At 70.2% G+C, this 20830-nt stretch carries 9 protein-coding genes and 1 tRNA gene; 8 read left to right on the forward strand and 2 right to left on the reverse strand.

Annotation, left to right across the window (positions count from 1 at the left end):
• Positions 1-239 precede the first annotated feature (239 nt).
• From ACWEEU_RS05835 to ACWEEU_RS05865, 7 genes are all read left to right on the forward strand, one after another.
• Positions 240-1280: a bile acid:sodium symporter family protein gene (locus ACWEEU_RS05835; RefSeq protein ID WP_451728898.1), complete on the forward strand. Its 1041-nt coding sequence runs from the start codon at positions 240-242 to the stop codon at positions 1278-1280.
• A gap of 129 nt (positions 1281-1409) precedes the next feature.
• On the forward strand, positions 1410-1940 hold the full coding sequence (locus ACWEEU_RS05840) for an isochorismatase family protein (protein WP_385742069.1): 531 nt from the start codon (positions 1410-1412) through the stop codon (positions 1938-1940).
• A 180-nt stretch (positions 1941-2120) separates the two neighbouring features.
• Positions 2121-3458, forward strand: a complete 1338-nt coding sequence (locus ACWEEU_RS05845; protein ID WP_385742067.1) for an OFA family MFS transporter — start codon at positions 2121-2123, stop codon at positions 3456-3458.
• On the forward strand, positions 3433-3561 hold the full coding sequence (locus ACWEEU_RS05850) for an MFS transporter small subunit (protein ID WP_385742065.1): 129 nt from the start codon (positions 3433-3435) through the stop codon (positions 3559-3561). The genes ACWEEU_RS05845 and ACWEEU_RS05850 overlap by 26 nt, the downstream gene beginning before the upstream one ends.
• 190 nt (positions 3562-3751) lie before the next feature.
• Complete coding sequence (locus ACWEEU_RS05855) at positions 3752-4699, forward strand: beta-ketoacyl-ACP synthase III (protein WP_451728903.1); 948 nt, start codon at positions 3752-3754, stop codon at positions 4697-4699.
• A 171-nt stretch (positions 4700-4870) separates the two neighbouring features.
• Positions 4871-4958, forward strand: a tRNA-Leu gene (locus ACWEEU_RS05860).
• Positions 4959-5029: 71 nt separating this feature from the next.
• On the forward strand, positions 5030-5974 hold the full coding sequence (locus ACWEEU_RS05865) for a serine/threonine-protein kinase (protein WP_451728906.1): 945 nt from the start codon (positions 5030-5032) through the stop codon (positions 5972-5974).
• 34 nt (positions 5975-6008) lie between these two features.
• Here the strand turns inward: ACWEEU_RS05865 and ACWEEU_RS05870 are convergent, their stop codons facing one another.
• Positions 6009-8258 (reverse strand): UvrD-helicase domain-containing protein, encoded by a 2250-nt coding sequence (locus ACWEEU_RS05870; RefSeq protein WP_385742059.1) that lies wholly within the window; start codon positions 8256-8258, stop codon positions 6009-6011.
• Complete coding sequence (locus tag ACWEEU_RS05875) at positions 8255-15175, reverse strand: DEAD/DEAH box helicase (protein WP_451728910.1); 6921 nt, start codon at positions 15173-15175, stop codon at positions 8255-8257. Before ACWEEU_RS05875 ends, ACWEEU_RS05870 begins: the two co-directional genes overlap by 4 nt.
• A gap of 948 nt (positions 15176-16123) precedes the next feature.
• On the opposite strand from ACWEEU_RS05875, the gene ACWEEU_RS05880 reads away from it, so the two are divergent.
• Positions 16124-20809 carry a DUF6531 domain-containing protein gene (locus tag ACWEEU_RS05880; protein ID WP_451728913.1) on the forward strand — a complete coding sequence of 1562 codons (4686 nt, stop codon included), beginning with the start codon at positions 16124-16126 and terminating at the stop codon, positions 20807-20809.
• The last annotated feature ends 21 nt before the right edge of the window (positions 20810-20830 follow it).

Below are 20830 nucleotides of genomic sequence, written 5' to 3' on the forward strand. Positions count from 1 at the left end.
GACGACGCCAGGCGTTCGAGGAATCCGGAACGACCTGCGGTTTTGATGTGAGCAAACGATGTACCTCGGTCAACGCTGCGTCAAGCCTTGGTCAAGGTTATGGGTGTATAGCCCATGCTTTGCAGGGGTTGATTCCGCGCCGGACGGGACAGGCGGCCCACGGGGCATGATGGAAACCGGGCCGCGGCGCTCGCCGGCCTGCCTTCGTCCACGCCCCTGCCGTCCACACCCGGAGCACCGTGAAACGCCCGCACCTGCCCCGTCGGCTGCCCGTCGACCCGTACATCCTGCTGCTGCTCGCGACGGTGGGCGTCGCCGCGCTGCTCCCGGCGCGCGGGACGGGCGCGGCCGTGGCCTCCGGCGCCTCCACGGCGGCCATCGCCTTCCTCTTCTTCCTCTACGGCGCCCGCCTCTCCACCCGCGAGGCGCTCGACGGACTGCGCCACTGGCGGCTCCACCTCACCGTGCTGGCCTGCACCTTCCTCGTCTTCCCACTGCTCGGGCTGGCCGCGCGTGGCCTGGTGCCCCACGTCCTGACCCAGCCGCTCTACCAGGGCCTGCTCTTCCTCACCCTGGTCCCCTCCACCATCCAGTCGTCCATCGCCTTCACCTCGATCGCGCGCGGCAACGTGCCCGCCGCCATCTGCGCGGGCTCCTTCTCCTCGCTGGTCGGCATCGTCCTCACCCCGCTGCTCGCCGCCGCGCTCCTCGGCGGCAGCGGGGGCTTCTCCGCCGACTCGCTCCTGAAGATCGTGCTCCAGCTGCTGGTGCCGTTCCTCGCCGGACAGCTCCTGCGACGCTGGATCGGCGGCTTCGTCGCGCGCCACAGGAAGGTGCTCGGCCTCGTCGACCGCGGCTCGATCCTGCTGGTCGTCTACACCGCCTTCAGCGAGGGCATGACCCAGGGCATCTGGCACCAGGTGAGCCCGGCGCGGCTCGGCGCGCTGCTCGGCGTCGAGGCGGCGCTGCTCGCCGTGATGCTCGGCGTGAGCTGGTACGGCGCACGGGCGCTCGGCTTCGGCCGCGCGGACCGGATCGCCATCCAGTTCGCGGGCTCGAAGAAGTCCCTCGCCTCGGGGCTGCCCATGGCGAGCGTGCTGTTCGGCGCGCACGCCTCGCTCGGGGTGCTGCCGCTGATGCTGTTCCACCAGATGCAGCTCATGGTGTGCGCGGTGATCGCCAAGCGGCGGGCGGCGGATGCGCCGGAGGGCGAGCGGGGCAACGGGTCCGACGAGGAGCGGGTACGGGACCGTCCGGGCGTACGGCCGTCCGCACGGTGACATATGGCCGTCCGCTCGGTGACGCACGGTGGTCCCCTTGCGCCGCCCCCACCGCCGAACGCGTTGAGTTCACCGCCCCGTTGACCCGGATTGGCGCCACGGACCGCGGGCGAAGGCTAACGTTCCGTCATGACCGCAGCTCCCGTACTCGACCCGCAGCGCACGGCCCTCGTCCTCGTCGACCTCATGGAACGTATCGTCGCGCTGCCCCTGGAACCCCGTAAGGGCATCGAAGTCCATTCCACCGCCGAGGAGTTGGCGTCCGCCTTCCGGTCCGTCGGCGCCCCGGTCGTCCTTGTCCGGGTCGAGCGCCCGGCCGTCGCCGAGCAGCCGCCGGGCAGCGGACTCGTCCGGGGGCTGCGCCACGAGGGCGACCTGGAGGTGGTCAAGCGGACCATCGGCGCCTTCCAGGGCACCGACCTCGACGCGCGACTGCGCGAGCGCGGCATCACCACCCTCGTCTTCGGCGGCATCACCACCAACCTCGGCGTCGAATCCACCGCCCGCGCCGCCGCCGACCTGGGCTACGGGCTGGTCTTCGCCGAGGACGCGATGGCGGCGTTCACGGCGGCGGAGCACGAGGCGTCGGTGCGGCTGGACTTTCCGCGGCTGGGGACGGTGGTGCGGGCGGGGGAGGTGCGGTTCGGGATGGGGGAGTGAGGGGGCCGTCGCAGGGGTCGCGCGGCACCGACGTGGAGGCTGAGCGGCGCCGGGGCTGAGGCCGAGCGCGCCGACGCCGGCGTCCGTACCGACCGCTGGACGCACGACGCCTACCGCTCACCGCATCCCGTCGCCCCGCCACCTTCTCAACCGCCGTGCCCCGTCCTACCGTCCGGCCCCATGAGCAGCCCCCCTGTCGCATCCGCGGGCTGGAGCCGGTGGCTGGTCCCGCCCGCCGCCCTCTCCGTCCATCTGTCCATCGGCCAGGCCTACGCCTGGAGCGTGTTCAAGCCGCCCCTGGAATCCGCGCTGCACCTGGACGGCACCCAGAGCGCGCTGCCGTTCCAGCTGGCGATCGTGATGCTCGGCCTGTCCGCCGCGTTCGGCGGCACGCTCGTCGAGCGCAACGGCCCGCGCTGGGCGATGACCGTGGCCCTGGTCTGCTTCTCCTCCGGATTCCTGATCTCCGCGCTCGGCGCGCAGACCGAGCAGTACTGGCTGATCGTCCTCGGCTACGGCTTCGTCGGCGGCATCGGCCTCGGCATCGGCTACATCTCGCCCGTCTCCACCCTGATGAAGTGGTTCCCGGACCGGCCCGGCATGGCCACCGGCATCGCCATCATGGGCTTCGGCGGCGGCGCGCTGATCGCCTCGCCGTGGTCCGCGCAGATGCTGGAGTCCTTCGGCACCGGCCCGCACGGGATCGCCCTCGCGTTCCTCGTCCACGGACTGTCGTACGCGGTGTTCATGGCCCTCGGCGTGCTGCTGATCCGCGTCCCGCGCGCGCCCCAGCGGACGACGGCGGGCGAGGCCGTGGCCGCCGAACCCACCGGCGTCCGCGTCTCCGCCGGCAGCGCGGTGCGCACCCCGCAGTTCTGGTGCCTGTGGGTCGTCCTGTGCACCAACGTCACGGCGGGCATCGGCATCCTGGAGAAGGCCGCTCCGATGATCACGGACTTCTTCGCGGACAGCTCCGCGCCGGTCTCGGTGTCGGCGGCGGCGGGCTTCGTGGCACTCCTCTCGGCGGCGAACATGGCGGGCCGGATCGGCTGGTCCTCCGCGTCCGACCTGATCGGCCGGAAGAACATCTACCGCGTCTACCTCGGCGTCGGCGCCCTGATGTACCTCCTGATCGCCCTGTTCGGCGACTCCGCGAAGCTCCTCTTCGTGCTCTGCGCCCTGGTGATCCTCTCCTTCTACGGCGGCGGCTTCGCCACGATCCCCGCCTATCTGAAGGACCTGTTCGGCACGTACCAGGTCGGCGCCATCCACGGCCGCCTGCTCACTGCCTGGTCCACCGCCGGCGTCCTCGGCCCGCTGATCGTCAACTGGATCGCCGACCGGCAGGAGGATGCGGGCAAGCACGGCCCCGCCCTGTACGGGCTGTCCTTCGCCATCATGATCGGCCTGCTCGTGATCGGCTTCGCCGCCAACGAGTTCGTCCGCCCCGTCCACGCCCGCCACCACGTCCCCGACCCGAAGGAGGCCCCCGATGGCCGACGAGAGCAGCCCGCGTGATCTGAGGGCCCTGATCGTCTTCGCCTGGGTGTGGGTGTCGGCGCCGCTGGCCTACGGGGTGTACGAACTCGTACGGAAGGCGACGCAGCTCTTCACGGGGTGAGCCGCCGCCGTCGCGGAGCGTGGGCCTGAGCCCGGCGGGCTTGGAAACGCTGAGTATTCGGACGTCCGAGGGTCTGCGGGAAGCCGACAACTCGGATGCCCGTTTCCTGTGGCTTCACGTGTCCGCGTACCCGTGAGTCACTGATCAGACTGGACGGTCCCGTGACTTACGGCGACAAGGGGACCTCGACATGATCGGCTCGCGCATCACCGCGATCGGGCACTACCAGCCCGCCAGGGTGCTCACCAACGAGGACCTGGCGGGCATGGTCGACACCAGCGACGACTGGATCACGAGCCGGGTCGGCATCCGTACGCGGCACATCGCGGGCCCCGACGAGCCGGTGGACGAGCTGGCCGCGCACGCCGCCGCCAAGGCCCTCGCCGCGGCGGGCCTGGCCCCCGAGGACATCGACCTGGTCCTCGTCGCCACCTCCACGGCCATCGACCGCTCCCCGAACACGGCCGCCCGCGTCGCCGCCCGCCTCGGCATCCCGCAGCCGGCCGCCATGGACGTGAACGTGGTCTGCGCCGGGTTCACCCACGCCCTGGCGACCGCCGACCACACGGTGCGCGCGGGCGCGGCGACCCGGGCGCTGGTCATCGGCGCGGACAAGATGTCGGAGGTCACCGACTGGACCGACCGTACGACGTGCGTCCTGGTCGGCGACGGTGCGGGCGCGGCCGTGGTCGAGGCGTGCACGGAGGGTCAGGAGCCCGGCGTCGGTCCGGTGCTGTGGGGCTCGGTCCCGGAGATGGGCAACGCCGTCCGCATCGAGGGCACGCCCCCGAGGTTCGCCCAGGAGGGCCAGAGCGTGTACCGCTGGGCCACCACCCAGTTGCCGCCCATCGCCCGCCGCGCCTGCGAGAAGTCCGGCATCGAGCCCGCCGACCTCGCGGCCGTCGTCCTCCACCAGGCCAACCTGCGCATCATCGAGCCCCTGGCCCACAAGATCGGCGCCGTGAACGCCGTCGTCGCCCGCGACGTCACCGAATCCGGCAACACCTCCGCCGCCAGCATCCCCCTCGCCCTCTCCAAGCTCATCGAACAGGGCGCCGTCCGCACCGGCGACCCCGTCCTCCTCTTCGGCTTCGGCGGCAACCTGTCGTACGCGGGTCAGGTGATCCGCTGCCCGTGAGCGCCTCCCGCTCACGCGCGGCCGCGGAACGGTAACGCTCCGTACTCCCGGGCCCACCCCCCTCCCACGCCCCTCCCACGGCACGAATACGCAGGGGAAAGGCACTCCGAAACCTTGGTATTGTTGTCCATGTCGCCGCGGGGAACACACCCCGAAGGCGACAAACACCTAGTCCGGGTGGCGGAATGGCAGACGCGCTAGCTTGAGGTGCTAGTGCCCTTTATCGGGCGTGGGGGTTCAAGTCCCCCCTCGGACACCAGCGAAAACCCCAGTTGATCTGGGGTTTTTCTGTTTTCGGAGTGTCCCGGCCACTCATCGAGGGAAGTGAACGTGGAGCAGTTCGCCGCGGGGAAGGTTCTGCGCAGCAGGTACCGGCTTGACCGGGTTCTGGGCAGAGGGGCGATGGGACACGTCTGGCAGGGGATGGACGTGTATCTGGAGCGGCCGGTGGCGGTGAAGACCATTGCCGCGGACCTCCTGGCCCTGCCTGACTGGCGCCCCACCGCTCTGGCGCGCTTCGAAAGGGAAGCCAAAGCCGCCGCCCGTCTGGACCATGCCAACATCACTACCGTCTACGACGCCGCCGTCACGGAGGACGTCTGCTGCCTGGTGATGCAGCTTGTCGACGGGACGACCCTCGACAACGTCATCGACGGCGCCGACGGTGGGCGCCTGTCCGTGCCCGCGGCCGTCTCGGTGGCCGCCCAGACGTGCGCAGGACTGTCCGCCGCGCATGCCGCCGGCCTGGTGCATCGCGATCTCAAGCCGCAGAACGTGATGGTCAGCTCCAGCGGTCTGGTGAAGATTCTGGACTTCGGCCTTGTCAAGGTCCTCTCTGACACCGACCCGCGGCTCACCATGACGGGTGAAACTCTCGGCAATGTGTCCTACGCGTCGCCTGAACTCCTGGCCGGTGACGAACCGCTGGACGGTCGCAGCGATCTGTATGCGGTGGGATGCCTGCTGCATCTCATGCTCACCGGCCGGCCCCCCTTCCACGGCAGAGGCCCCGCCGAGCTGGTGACCCAGCACCTCACCGCACCTCCGCCCCGGTTGGCCGACTGCGGCGCCAAGGCTCCTGCCGCGCTTCAGGACCTGCTGCTGGCACTGCTCGCCAAACGTTCCGAGGACCGCCCCGGCGGTGCGGCAGAGGTGTACGCGGCTCTTGTCCCGTACCTGCCGGTTCCCGATCCGGCATTCGCGGTCCGCAGGATGCCGCCGGAAGATCCCCGGCGGCCTTTCCTTGTGCCTCACGGACCGATCGTGCCGCGTTAGCCCGGGCGAAGCTCGGCACGGTCCCCGTAGCCCGTCATGCCGTGACGGGCGGCCGTACCTTGATCAGTTGCTTGAGGAAGGGGCTCGGTTCCCCGTGCCAGAAGACGTCCAGGCTGTCCCGGGCGCGCGTGGCCGCCACGAAGAGCAGGGACCGGGCGCGCTGCATCTCCAGCCGGTAGCGCGCCGGGTCGGCGGTCCGCTGCTGCTGGACGCTCGCACGCGGCACCAGTCCGTCGGTGACCCCGGCGATGATCATGTGCTGGTACTCGAGCCCCTTGAACCGGAACATCGTGCCGATGTGGAGGCCGCTGTCGCCACGAGGCCCGTCCGGGCCGATCTCCAGCGCCCGGATGTCGTGCTGGGCCAACGTGTACGCGACCTCGGTCGCCATCTGGTTGGTCGGCACCGCGATCGCGATCTGCTCGTGCGGCACTTGACCCCAGGACTCGATCAGCGCAGCGATGGCCTCACGCTCGTCCTGCCAGTCGCTCAGCCGGTGGAGATCCGGAACGGCGCCGCTGAGCACGGACCGGTACCCGGCCAGCGTCTCGGAGCTGCCGTCGAGGTCGTCGTACGTCTCCTCACCGAGCACGTTCAGCGCGGAGCGCAGGATCTGCCGGGTGGTCCGGTAGCTCAGTGACAACTTCGACGACCGGCCGCGAATGTTGATGCCGAGGCTGCCGAGGGTCACCTGGTTCTTGTAGATGCGCTGGTGGGTGTCACCGACCAGGAAGAGGTCATTGCGGTCCGGAGCGGCCATCGCTCGGAGCATCTTCCAGTGAGCGGGCCGCAGGTCCTGGGCCTCGTCCACCACGATGTGGCGATACCGGTAGCGCAGCCAGCCACCCGAACCGTCGGCCACGTGAATGTTGTCGAGACCGCCCGCTTCCTCCCGCTGGCGGTCGATGGCCCGGATGCGACGCGCGCGTTCCGACTCCAGCTGGGCCGCACGCTCCGCGACCTGATCCCACGTCTGGATGCCGAGCCGGTCCAGGCGCTGTGTGAACCGCTCGGCGAGCTGCCAGATCTCGGCGCGTTCGGACCGGCTGACCGTACGTCCCCGTCCGGCGCGGCGGGCGCGGAAGTAGTCCGTGCGGGAGCTGACGGCCTGACCGAGGATCACCTGCGTCCACTCGTCGTTCAGGAACTCCGCGTCCCAGCCGTCCTCGCCGAGTTCGTCGAGGAGCGAGCGCCACTCCCGAACCGCCTGCGCCTCGTCGATGATCCGCTTGCGGTTGCCGGGCTCCGCCTCCCGCACGGTCCGCAGCGCGAGCTGGTCGACATGGCTGATCTCGACGCGCGACAGCAGCGGCTCGCCGCCCAGGGCGAGGAGCCGCGATCGCAGATCTGCCGCGAGGTTCTTGTTGTACGTGGTCAGCAGGACCGGCTTGTTCCGCCCGGCCGGGAGTTGCTCGACCAGGTGCTTCACCCGGTGCAGCGCCACGATCGTCTTGCCGGTGCCCGGTCCGCCTCCCACACGTGCCGGGCCGCTGTAGTCCCGGGTGACAAGCTTGGCCTGGGTGGGGTGCAGAAACACCTTCCAGCGCCCGAAGTCCTCGCCCTCCAGCGCCTCGCGCAGCGCGTCGTCGGTCGTGGTGACGATGGTGGCGGGACGTTCGGCGGCAGCCCGGAAGTCCTCGGTGTCCACCGGCTCCGGTGCGGCAACGGGGGCCGTGACCTGCTCGAGGACGTCGTTGTAGTCCTTGCCGTCGTACAGCGCCAGCAGCACCTCGCCCGTGAGCTGCGGGGCGTACTCGACAAGTCCGAGGAGCTGGTCCTCTGTGGTCAGCGCGGCGACGATGGGAATCAGGGAGGGGGCCACACCGAGGTCGGAGAGCTGCTGTTCCGACCAGTTCGCGAACAGCGGCCCGAGCACGGCCGTTTCGGTCGGCACGGTGGGCGGCGCCGTCCGCTCGGCACGAGGACTGAGCACTTCCTCCTGCACGACCTGGAGGTCCACGTACTCGATGCCGCCGGTGACGCGGTTGACCGAGTACGTGAGCCGGTCGAGATGCGCGTACACGTCCTTGCGGTGCTTGACCGAGACGATCAGCCAGTCGTCGTCGGCCAGACGCAGCAGCAGCGCTCGGTACTCGTCGTTGACGCGCGCCGAGTGAAGCTTGTCGTGCCCCTGCAGCTGCTTGAGACGCAGTCCCGCGGAGTCGGGGTTGGTCTTGAACTTGTGCTGGAAGTCGTAGATCGCGCCCTTGACCGGGCGGGGGAGCTTGAGGATCTCCCGGTCCGCCTTGTCAAGCAGGCGCAGCGTCACGTTCTTGCCGGTCACAGCTGTTCGTTCTCCCCGGTGTCCTTGGCGGTGCCGTCTGGCTGGTTACGACCTTTGCGGCCGTCGGATGGTTGCGCGCCCGCGCCGTTGAACCGGTCTGCGATGTCGTCGACGGACCAGTCGACGGCAGGGCGTACCTCCCAGCCGGCGGCCGTGAACGCACGGTCACGGTCGGCCGCCTCCGGGTCCTCTTCCTGGCCCTCGGGCGGACGCGGGGCGAGGACGACGCCGACGCGTGCGCCGGGCCACGCCAGCTCGGCCAGCCAGCCGTTCTCGTCGAGTTCGTAACCGTCCTCGGGGGCCGGAAGGCCGCGGGCGGCGAGGGCCTCGGCGAGCGGGAGCAGGCCGGGCTCGTCCGGGTCGAGGTATTCGATGATCCGGTCCCACGCGACATCACGCGCGGGCGCGGCTTGCCCGGTCGCGGTCTCCTCGGCGGCGGCCGGGGCCTGCGGCGAACGGGCAGCGGCCAAGGTCGGTGCGGGCCTGCCGTCACCGGCCGGTGAGACGCCGAGCGTCGCGCGCACACTCTCCAGGACGCCCGCGCCCCCCGTAACCGCCAAGGTCTCCATCGGGAACCCGTCGAGGCGCCCCGTCGTGAGCTGGACGGCGTCACCGCCGCCCGCGTCCAGGAACTGGAGCACGTTCGACCAGTACAGCCATGCCCGCCAGCGGCGCTTGTGTGCCTCCTCCTGGGCGTGGACAGCGGGCGCGTCGTCGAGCAGGACGATGCCGGTCCAGGCGGGTGGCTTCGGTCTGCCGTCCGCGGCGAAGACCAGCGGCAGTCCTGAGCGGTCGATGACCGCGAACAGCTGCACCGGGCCCCGGGGCCCAGCGGGTGTTCCGCCTCGTAGTGCCGCCGTGATTTGTTCGCCGAGCGCGTCGGGTGTCAGCGGGACCGGGCGGGCCCCGGACCCCATGAAGCCCGCGAGGGCCGCCTCAGCCCGCCCCTGCCAGAGTTCCGCGTCCGGCTGCCGCAGGTACTCCACGAGCTGCACGGCCGGATTGACCCACACTGTCTCAGCGAGTTCACCGGGCAGGGCGCGCCACACCTTGGCGTAGTAGTCGCGGGCCTTGGCACGCGCCCGGTCGCCGTACGGCTCCCAGACCGGGTCGGCAGGGCCGGCGCCCGCGTGCCCGGTGTCCTGGACGCGGCGCTGCCACTCCCTCACGTCGCCGTAGGTGAGCTGGAAGACCCGGAGCCCTTCCGCGCGCAGCTTCGTGCGCTTGGCGGAATCGTCGCCCACGCGGTTGTGTTCCCGGCCGGCATGGAACTCGTAGCCGTCCAGGTAGACGGCCACGCGGGGGCCGGGGGCGTCGACGCGTTCGAAGAGAACGTCGGGGCGGGTGCCGTCGAGGGCACGCTGCTGCGACACGCGCCAGCTCAGCGTGGTGCCGTCCGCAGCCGTCAACCGCAGGTCCAGCGCGTGGGTGCCGGCCGGGGTTATGTAGGCGTCGCCGCTCGCACGGCTTTCGGGCAGGCCGGACCATTCACGGAGGGTGTCGATGAACAGGACTTCGAGGTCACTCTCGGCCTGCTTGTGCATCGAGATGTGCTGGGTGGTAGCGACGGGTGAGGTGCGCCAAAGCTCACCCTCCGCGCCGAGCAGCTCGTCCAGCATCTGTCGGACCTCGTTGCGGCTGACCTTGTCGTAGTCGGCCGGTGGTACGCGACGCAGCAGGCAGCGGTGACAGCCGTCGAGTCCCTTCTCCAGACACCCGCAGCTCTCGATCACCTCACGGGCCTTCAGCAGCACCTCGCGGAAACCCTCGGACGTCGCCAGGCGGTGCAGGTAGCCGGTGCCGCCGGGCAGCCGGTCGTACACCACCAGGAACCGGCGCGGCCAGTCACGGTCCTCGCCGTCCGGCATGGACGCGGCGGTGATGTCGATGTGGTCGGGGTCGCCGCCGTAACGCGCGGCTATGCCCGCGAACAGGGCGGCGGTGAAGGAGGCGAGCCGCTCCTTGGCCCGTGCAACAGACGCCGGCAGCAGGATGCGGACGGCCTCCGTCGTCAGCTCGTGCGCCAGAAGCAGGGGCACGTCCAGTCCGGCGCCCTGCTCCTCACCGCTGCCGTGCAGCCGGCGGCGCGGGCACCACAGCTGGTGGTGGGCGCTGGCACGCGTCGAGCGGGCCAGGGACGCGGTGAGCGCGTGTCGCGACTGGTCGACGACCGGCCGTCCGTCGGCCGTCGCGCCGCCGCAACTCGCGCACACGTAGAAGGGGTTCATGCGCACGTCGTCCCCAGCCAGTGGGACCGTGCTGCTGCCGTCCTGCCGGTCGGCACCGAGGTTCAGAGTGCGGACGACGGCCTTGCGCGTGAAGTCGGCGCCGAAGACCGCGGTGTCGTGCCGCCACGAACCGGCCGCCAAATGCGCCGGGTCGACGTCGACGGTGGTGAGGACCGCGTAGCGCTTCCGCTCCCGTTCGTCACGGTCGTCCCGCACTCGCGCGTCGTCCCGCTTGTCGCGTGACATCACGCGCCGGGGCTCCAGCACGTGGTGCACGCAGCCCGCATCGGCGATCTCCCGTGACCCGCACCGCGGGCACGGCGAGGTGTCGCTCTTCGGGTCGCCGTGCGTGCGTGCGTAACCGCAGGCCGGGCACATACGCCACACCGTCCAGGCACGCCGCTCCGGGCTGCCGATGTCGAGGGCGCGCACGACATGCTGATAGCCGTTGACGTAGAAGCTGTTCCCGGGCGCGAGTTCGGTCAGAGCCAGTTTGCGGGAGCGCTCATAGTCCCGGACCTCGTTGTGGTACACCCAGTCCCGACGTCCTTCGTCGCCTTCCGGATCCTCCGAGCCCTCGTCGTCGCCGGTGGCCTCCTGCCAGTAAAGCGTGGCCTCCAGGGAAGTGGTCGTGTCGGTGAGGCTGTAGTTGGGCAGCAACCCCAGTTCGACGAGGGCGCCGTGAGCACTCGTCTGACTGATCGCGCGCAGCAGTTCGCCGGTGGCGCGGCGTTCCGCGAGCAGTTCACGCCGCTCGGCGCCCTGTTCACGGTCCTCGGCGAGCAGGCCGTCCACCGCGGTGTCGATGGCCGCGATCCGGCGGCGCAACTCCTCACGGCGCGCGGTCCACTCCTCCTCGGCCTCTTGCAGGGCCCGCGCGATCCCGCCGGTGGCATACGCGCGCAGTTCGTCCGCGGCATGCTGGGACACCCCCCGGTCGTCGTCCCTCCCGCCGGGTGCCTGCGGGAACAGTGCCAGGAACTCCTCCACCAGCCGGGCGCCGTGGGTGAGCGCCGCGTCCGACAGGTCCTGGCACCAGCCGGTCGCACCGAACAGAGCCGACGACAGGCGCGGCACCGGCATGAGCGGCTCGCCGTCCGCGGTGGTCAGCTCGCCGCGCGCCGCCCGGTCCAGCAGGTGCGCCGTGTACTGGCGGCGCAGGATCTCGACGGCCGACAGATAGCAGCCCGGCGGCACGATGTCACCGGCGATCATCTCCGTCGGATCGTCCAGGTAGTACCGGTCGCGGGCCCGGCGCCCGCCGAAGGCGACCACCAGGGCGTTGCCGGTCCGGCGTCCGGCCCGCCCGGCACGCTGCACGTAGTTCGCCGGTCCTCCCGGCAGCGAGCCGAGCAGCACCGCCGACAGGTCTCCGATGTCGATGCCCAGTTCCAGAGTGGGCGTGCAGGAGAGCACGTTGGGGTCGGTGTAGTGCGTGCCCTGCCGGAACGTCCTCTCCACGCGCTCCCGTTCGGGCCGGGTCAGCATCCCGGTGTGCTCGGCCGTGACGACCCGGTAGGTGCCGCCCGTCAGGTACAGACGGCGGTAGTAGTCGGCTCGGTAGTCGCGCTCCAGCTTTCCGCCGAAGCCACCACTGCCAGCTCCGGTCGACGACATGCCGGACGGCGGCGGGGTGAGGGTGCCGGCGCAGCGCCAGCGTGGGCAGGGGTGGCCGTACCACCGGGTGCGCCGCTCGGGCGGCACCACTTGCTGCCAGCCGCACTCCTCACAGGAGACGAACGCCTTGTTGACCAGGTCGTCCGCCAACAGCCTGACGTGGATGTGGCCCGGCTGCAGCCCGTAGACGCGGGTCGTGCGGTCCTTGGCGGTGCGCGCCGACAGCACGCCCTCGTCCGCGAGGACCGGCAGCAGCCTGCGCAGGTACTCGGTCGCCTGCGCCGCGTCCAGACCGAGGCAGCGACGCGTCCAGTCCTGGTACCAATTGTTCTTGCCGGTGACCGTGTCGAACTTCGTCTTCTCCTTGGGCCCGTCGAGCAGGAACCTCGGCGGCGCCACGCGCCCCTCGGGGAAGGCGGGCATGCCTTGGGGGCGCCGGCCGGAGATCAGGTACTGGTTGACCCCCGCTTCCCTGATCCATGTCTCCAGCCACCGGTGCCGCACGCCGCCGCGCAGCCGCAGCCGCTCCAGCAGCCCGCGCACGAACGCCATGTACCGCTCGGGCGTGGGCAGGCCACCGTCCACTCCCAGCTGCCCCGGCAGCGTGAGGTGGAGGTCGCGGGCGAGCGCGACGATCCGGTCCGGGTCGTCGACCACGACCTCCGCGGCCGTGGTCCGCGTGAGCTCCAGGGTGCGTCCCAGCCGGGAACGCAGTCCGAACTCCATGACGGTCGCGAACGCCAGCCGTTCACCGATCAGTTTCCAGGTTCGCGCGTCCCCGGTGCCGCGCCCCGACAGGAGCCGGTCCACACCCGGTTCGTCGTGCAGGTCCGGCGGGACGACAGCGGCCAGTGTCTGCGGGTCGTCGACCGAGTCCAGGACGTTGCCGATGAGGTCGTTGAGCGGGAGCGGTGCGTCGGCCTCGTCCAGTCGGTGCGCCAGCAGGGAGCGCAGCGAGAACTTGTACGAGGCGTTCGCGACGTACCCGGCTCGGTGCGCTGCGTCCTGCGTGGAGTCGTTGAACAGCAGCGTCTTGCGTTCCTCAGGCGCCAGCGCGATCTCGTGGCCGCCGGTGAACAGCTGGGTGACCGTGGCGGAGGCAAGCGCGGCGAGCGCGGTGCCGAGGAACCGGATGCCGTTGTCGGTGTTGCAGGCCGGGCAGGTGTCGTCCTTGGCGGCCTGGTCGGCGGTCTTCTTGTCGAGGATGGCCCGCGCGAACCAGGCGTCCTGCAACCCCTCCCCGTCCTCGGCTACAGGCAGGCGGTAGGTGCCCTGCGCCCCGTCCAGCACCACCACGGTCTGCGGGTCGACGCCCCCCGCCTGCTTGGGGCCGGTGCCGGTCAGCGCCGCCAGGGCGTCCCGCGCCTCGGCCGGCGTCGCCGAGATGAAATACCGCAGCCGCCGCTTGTCCCGTCCGACGGATGCCGACCAGATCTTCGTCGGGCTGGTCTCCAGCTTCTGCGGATCGGCCTCCGGGGACAGCGCCGCCCAGCCAGACCGGCCGCACACACGGCAGTAGACGGCGGGCAGATGGGCCTGCGCCGGCCGCTGCACGGTGTCCGAACCAGGCAGCGCCTCCGGCCGCCGGGAGTCCGTGGTCGGCCACTCGTCGCTGTCGGACAGCTCCTCGGACGCCGAGGCCGTGGTGAGCGCCGAACGCCGTGCGACGGCACGCTCGTCCTCGTACCAGCGGAACTCCGGCCTCCCGCTCACCCCGCTGAGTACCCGGCTCACCGGCCGCACCCACAGGTGGGCCTCGATGTGCAGCAGCGGACGCGGCCGGCGCTCGTCGGACTCCGGATCCCGCGCGGACGACAGCAGGGCCACGAACCGCGACAGCGACTCCAGCGCGAGCCGCGGGTTCTCCCGGGCGGTGCGCGCCCAGGCGTACCCGAAGCGGGCCATACGGTCCCGCAGTCCCCACTCGTCGAGCGGCTCGCCGTTCAGCAGCGCGAGCACACCGTGGGTGAAGTCGTGCTTCTTCAGCAACCGCCCGATCTGGAAGGCGTCCAGACCGCGCCGCCCCAGCAGTCGCTCCGCGAGCCCGTCCAGGTCGAGGCGGTCCGGGTCGGACTCCACGCCCGGCCCGCCCGAGACCTCGATGACCTCTTTGGGCCCGGGAGGCTCGGGCAGCTCGTAGTCGATGTCGCCGACGAAGTCGTCGGCGCTCAGCCGCTCCTCACCGATCACCGAATCCGGACCGAACGGCACGCCGAACACCTGCTCGGCGACGTTGAGGATGCCGCCGGAGTCGCCCCCGCCCTCACCGAGGGTCGCCGAGGTCGCCACCGGGCAGATCGAACCGAGCGGCCGCTCCGGCTTCGAGGCGCCCACGGCCGCCGCCAGCCGCCGCAGCAGCATCGCCACGTCCGTGCCCTGCGCGCCGTCGTACGTGTGGAACTCGTCCAGCACCACGTACGCCGGGTCCGCGCCCTCCCACAGCGACCGGTCCTCGGCCCGCTGCAACAGCAGGTCCAACATCTTGTAGTTGGTGATCAGCACGTCCGGCGGTGACTGGCGCATCTCCTCGCGCCGCGTCATCACCCGCCGGAAGTCGGTATCCGGCTTGTCCCCGATGTAGAGACCGGCCGTCACCTGCGCCAGCTCGGGCTGCGCCAAGTAGTCGCCGATACGGCTCGCCTGATCGGTGGCGAGGGCGTTCATCGGGTACAAGAGCACGGCCTTCACTCCGCGCCGCCCCAACGCCTTCTGCCGTCGGCAGTGGTCGAGCACGGGGATCAGGAACGACTCGGTCTTGCCGGACCCGGTGCCGGTCGTCACGAGCGTCGGCTCGGCTGTGCCCTTGAACGTGCTGAGCCGCTCCCACGCCTTTGCCTGGTGCCGCCACGGCGTGAACGACGGCTGCCACTCCAGCGCCGACTGCCACCCGTCGTCGGCGGGGTGGAACGGCGTCCTGATCCGCAGGTACGGCCCCCGGAAGATCCCCGTCTCCGGATCCCCGAGGAACCGCTCCAGCGCGCGCCGCGTGTCCTCGTCGGCCAGCGCGTACGTCGTCGTGAGGTACTGCGTCAGACTGCCACGGAGCTGCGCGGCGGCCAGGGTGGGCTTCACGAGGACCTTTCGGGCAGGACGGCTTCCGAGACCGACGGGCACACACCGTCGTGACAGTCGGCGAGAGCGGCGTGACGATCAGCATCAAAAATACCGCTCACCTTTGGCAACGGGAGCCGCCCCGGCATATTCAGGGCCCGGCCGTGCGCTGCACGCGAGCCCGGTATGGGTCAAATCACCGTCAAGCCCGACTTGTGAGGTCGCTGACGGAGTCGTCGCACGAGCGATTGCCGCCCCGCAGGGAAGGGATCAGGCGATGTTCAGCGCCTTGCGGGCGACAGAGGGGTCCTCGCTCTCCCGTAGGAGCAGCCGGCCTGCGTTCTCCCACGTGGCGAGCGCGACAGCCGTCCGGAACTCCTGGCATTGCGCACGAACTCGACCCTCAGCGTCTTGCGAATCCGGTCGCACTGGCCGTCGGTATAGCCGTCCAGGTCCTCGTGGACGACGAATCCGAGCGGTTCGGCGCGCTGTCGGCGCGCTTGGGCGCGTGCCTTGCCGGCAAGTGCCTTCACGGCGGCGGCGAGGTCCGGACCGGACTTCCTGCGCAGCCGTGAGAAGTCGAACACCGTCAGCGCGTTGGACTTGCCCGCCCCGGAAGCACTGCGCCCGAAGCTCCGCGAGGACGGCCTTCTGGCGGGAGTTGATGTCACCGTCCGCGGTGGCCACGCGCTCCGCCGCGTCGAAGACGTCGCCCGGCGCGGGCATCCACGCGCTTCGACACCTCGGCCCGCATCCTCTGCCGGGCGCGGGGTCCGGGGCTCAGGCTCATCCCGTGAGTGCTCCAGCGTCTCGCGGGTGACTTCAGGACTGTCGTTCTCCGCGCCGGCATGGTGCGGGCGCCGGTGTCTGGTCAAGCCCTCTGGCTGCCCCGGCCCTGATGCTGACTAGGGTGATGATCGTATGACTGAACCGATGTAACGGCTCTGGCGCCACGGAGGGTAACGGGGGATGGGCTACGTACTGCCCAACTGGCTGGACGAAATACTCGACTTCATTGGGATCAATTTCCCCAATGTGGACGAGGACGACTACCGGGAAATGGCGGACTCCATGAGGGAGTTCGCGGAGAAGTTCGAGGATCACGGCGTCGAGGCGCACAAGGCGTTCTCCCGGGTTCTGTCCTCCTCCGAGGGGTGGGCCGTCGACGCCATGGAGAAGCACTGGCACCGGGTCAAGGCAGGCCACCTGGAAAAACTCCCCGAGCTCGCCCGCCTGTTCGCGGATGCCTGCGACGTGCTCGCGGAAGTCATCTTCTGGATGAAGACCAAGGCCGAGGCTGAATTGGCCGTCATGGCTGGATCGGTGGGCCTGTCCATCGGGCTCGCCTGGGTGACTGGTGGCTTGTCGGCGGTTCTTGGCGCGGCCGAGATCGCGGCGATGCGCCAGGCGGTCAAGCGCATCCTCGACGAGGCCGTGGACCGGATCGTCGACGAGGTGATCGCCAAGGTCACCGAGCCGGTCAACGCCAAATTGGAGGCAATGGTCGAGGACATGGTCCTCGACCTGGCCGAGGGCGCGTTCTCCATGCCACCCGGGAACGGGGGCGGTGGCGGCAGGCCCGGGGAAGGCCGCCACGGAGGGATGCAGCTCGCCTCGGCCAGTGGTTCCGGTTCGTCTGTTGACGGAAAAATAACCAAGATCGACCACGACGAGTTCGAGGACGGCGCCGGCAAGGTCTCCCGGCACGGCGGCGACATGCACACCGCGGCATCGTCGCCGCTGGGGCGGGCCAGGGGAGCGTTCGGCCGGAGCAAGGGCCGTGACCCCTTCACCCAGGTCTTCGACAGTGTGCTGCACGGCGCGATCGAGGGCTCGGAAAAGGCCCTCAAGAAGATCGCCAAGCACGTCACGGAGACCGTCCCGGACCGCGTCAGGGCGACCTCACGCCTGCACAAGGCCACGGACCTCGACATCCGCAGCAGGCTCGACGCCATCGACGGTGGCAGGAAAGGCGGCGGTGACGGTGGCGGGCGCACTCGCCTGGACGGCACGGGCAAGCGCCGTCCAGAATCCCTCAAGGACGCACTGGCCGACGCGCGCGCGAAATCCGTCGCCCTGACCCGGCGACGCTGCAAGACCGATCCGGTCGATGTCGCGAGCGGCGAGATGGTGATGTCCCAGACGGACATCGTCCTGCCGGGAGTCCTGCCCCTGATCCTGCGGCGCACCCATGTATCCGGCTACGGCTACGGTCACTGCTTCGGGCCGAGCTGGGCATCGACGCTCGACGAACGGCTGGAACTGACAGGCAGCGGCGCGGTCTGGGCACGGGAGGACGGCTCACTGCTCATCTACCCGCGTGTGCCCGTGTCCGCGGACGACTCCGTCGAGCCGGTCGAAGGCGAGCGCGTTCCGCTCACTCACGTCGACCGGAACGCGCTGGGCGAGGTCACCTACGCCACCACGGACCCGTACTCCGGCCACGTCCGCCGGTTCGTCGGCAGCCCCTACACCTCCGGTGGCCTGTACTGGCTCAGTGAGATCGAAGACCGCAACGGAAACACCGTACAGATCGTCCGCGACGACGAGGGCCTGCCCGGCGCCGTCCTCCACCACGGCGGCTACGACGTGCGCGTCACCTGTGACGGGGCGGCAGGCCGGGTCTCGGCCCTGGAGTTGCGCACCGCGGACGGCCCCATCAGGATCGCGTCGTTCGGCTATGACGACGGCGACCTGAGCGAGGTCACGTCCTTCTCCGACACCGTCCCGCTGCGCCTCACCTACGACGGCGAGCACCGGGTGACGTCGTGGACCGACCGCAATGACCACACCTACGCCTACCGGTACGACGCGGAAGGCCGGGTCGTGGAGACGATCGGTCCCGACGGCGCGCTGTCCTCGCGCTTCCTGTACGACACCGCCGAGCGCGTCACCCGGTTCACCGACTCGACCGGCGCTGTCACCATCACCCGGTTCAACGCACTGGGGCAGACCGTCTCCGAGACCGACCCCCTCGGCCATACCGTCCACTTCCTTTGGGACCGCTACGACAACCTGCTCGAGCGCACCGACCAGTTGGGCAACACCGCCCGCTTCACCTGGGACGAGCGGGGGAACCTGACCGGGATCGCGTTCCCGGACGGCACCGAGTCGACGACCCGCTACAACGCACTCAACCTCCCGGAAGAGATCAACGAGGCCGACGGAGCGACCTGGCGCCAGATCTATGACGAGCGCGGCAACCGCACGAGGGTCACGGCACCGGACGGCACCGAGACCCACTTCACCTACGACACACGGGGCGCGCTGCTCACACTGACCGATCCGACCGGCGCGACGGAGCACCTCACCCACGACGCGGCAGGTCTCGTACTGTCCCGCACCGACGCCCTCGGCCACACCGCGTCGGTGGAGCGCGACGCCTTCGGCAGGCCCGTCCGCGCCACCGCCCCCGGTGGCGCCACCACTGTGCTGCAGTGGCTTCCCCAGGGGTGGCTGGCCCGGCGTGTGGCACCGGACGACACCGAGGAGTGCTGGACCTGGGACGCGGAGGGCAACTGCACGTCGCACACCGGCCCCACCGGCGCCGTCACCCGTTTCGAATACACCCACTTCGACCGGCTCGCCGCCCGCACCGGCGCGGACGGTGCCCGGTACCGCTTCGTGTACGACACCGAACTCCGTCTGACGGAAGTCCTCAATCCGCAGGGGCTGAGCTGGAACTACACCTACGACGCGAACGGCAACCTGACATCCGAGTCCGACTTCGACGGACGCACGGTCACCTACGACCATGACCCGATGGGTCGGCCCGTCGCGCGCACGACGCCCCTCGGTGCACGGGTCACGAATGAGTACGACGCCATGAGCCGTGTCATCGCCAAGGACGTGGCGGGCCGGCGCACCGTCTACACGTATGACGTCGCCGGTCGCGTCAGTTCGGTGACCTCGCCGACCTCCACGGTGACCCTGGAGCGAGACGCGGTCGGCAGGGTCGTCGCCGAGGCCGTCGATGGACGCACCACCCGGTTCGCCTACGACGCCGCCGGACGGCGCACCATGCGCGCCACACCCACCGGCGCCGTGACACGGTCCGCGTACGACGTGGTGGGCAACCGTACGGCGCTCCTCAGCGACGGCCATGCCCTGACCTTCACCCACGACGCCTGGGGCAAGGAGCTGGCCCGTGTCTTCGGACCCGTCGAGGCACCTGTCACCCTCACGTCTGGGTGGGACGACATGGGCCGGCTCACCTCGCAACGGCTGTCCGCGGGCGGTCGGACCCTGCGCGCCCGCGGCTATGGCTACCGGTCCGACGGCTTCCTGGAGCGGATCACCGACGAACTGCGCGGCACGAGCAGGTATGTCGACCTCGACCCGGTCGGACGCCCCGTGCGCGTCACGGCCGAGAACTGGTCGGAGTCCTATGCGTACGACAGCGCCGGGAACGAGACCAGCGCCGAGTGGCCCGACCAGGCCGGGCGAGCGGCGGGCCGGGGGGAGCGCACCTACGAGGGCACCCGGGTCCTGACCGCCGGACGGATCCGCTATGAGTACGACGCGGCGGGCCGCACCATCCTCCGCCAGAAGAGGCGACTGTCGAAGAAGCCGGACACCTGGCGCTACACCTGGGACGAGGAGAACCGCCTCGTCGCTTGCGTCACCCCCGACGGCACCCGGTGGACGTACTCCTACGACCCATTGGGACGGCGGACGGGCAAGCACCGCCTCGCGGACGACGGTACCGTCGTGCAGTCCGTCCACTTCACCTGGGACGGCACCCGCCTGGCGGAGCAGACGGACACCGCCCATCGTGTCACCACCACCTGGGACTACGAAGGCCACCGACCCCTGAACCAGCTCGAACGCCGCCTCGACCGCGCGCGAGAACCGCAGGCCGATGTCGACGCGCGCTTCTTCGCGATCGTCACCGACCTGGTCGGAGCGCCCAGCGAACTCGTCGACGAGCGGGGCGAGATCGCCTGGCGCGGCCGATCCACCGCCTGGGGCGTCATGGGCTGGGCACGGGACGCCGAGGCGTACACCCCCTTGCGTCTGCCTGGGCAGTACGACGACCCCGAGACCGGCTTCTACTACAACTACCAGCGTCACTACGACCCGGACACGGCGCGCTACACCAGTCCCGACCCACTCGGCCTGGGGCCGGCGCCCAACCCGGTCGCGTACGTCACCAACCCGCACACCCGGATGGACCCCGAGGGCCTGATCGCCAAGGGGTGCACCGAGAACGGCGGCTGGTACAGCGGCCTGAAGCCCGCGAACCTCCTGAACGACAAGAAAGAGCGGGTCAATCCCGTCGACCAGGAAATCAACCACATCCCGGCCAAGGCGTCCTACTCCCACCTGGACATGCCTGGCTTCCGTACGAACCAGAACGGCGGCGGCGCCGGCATGGGACCCGCGATCCGAATGGACGCGGCGGACCACAGAGAGCTGTCCAGCACGGGTTCCAGCAAGGAGAGCGACGAATGGCGGGCGAAGCAGCGGGAGCTGATCGACGCCGGGCACTGGGACCAGGCCATGAAGATGGACATCGACGAGATCCGCGAGCTGTACGGCGACAAGTACGACACTCACATCAAGGACATGATCGACAGCCTGAAGAACAATAGGAAGTTCCAGGCCATGCTGGAGGAGAAGAGCTGGACGATAAACTACGACATCCTGAAATGACGCCGTCGTGAGGGAGTGAGA

The sequence above is a fragment of the Streptomyces sp. NPDC005004 genome, assembly GCF_053600675.1.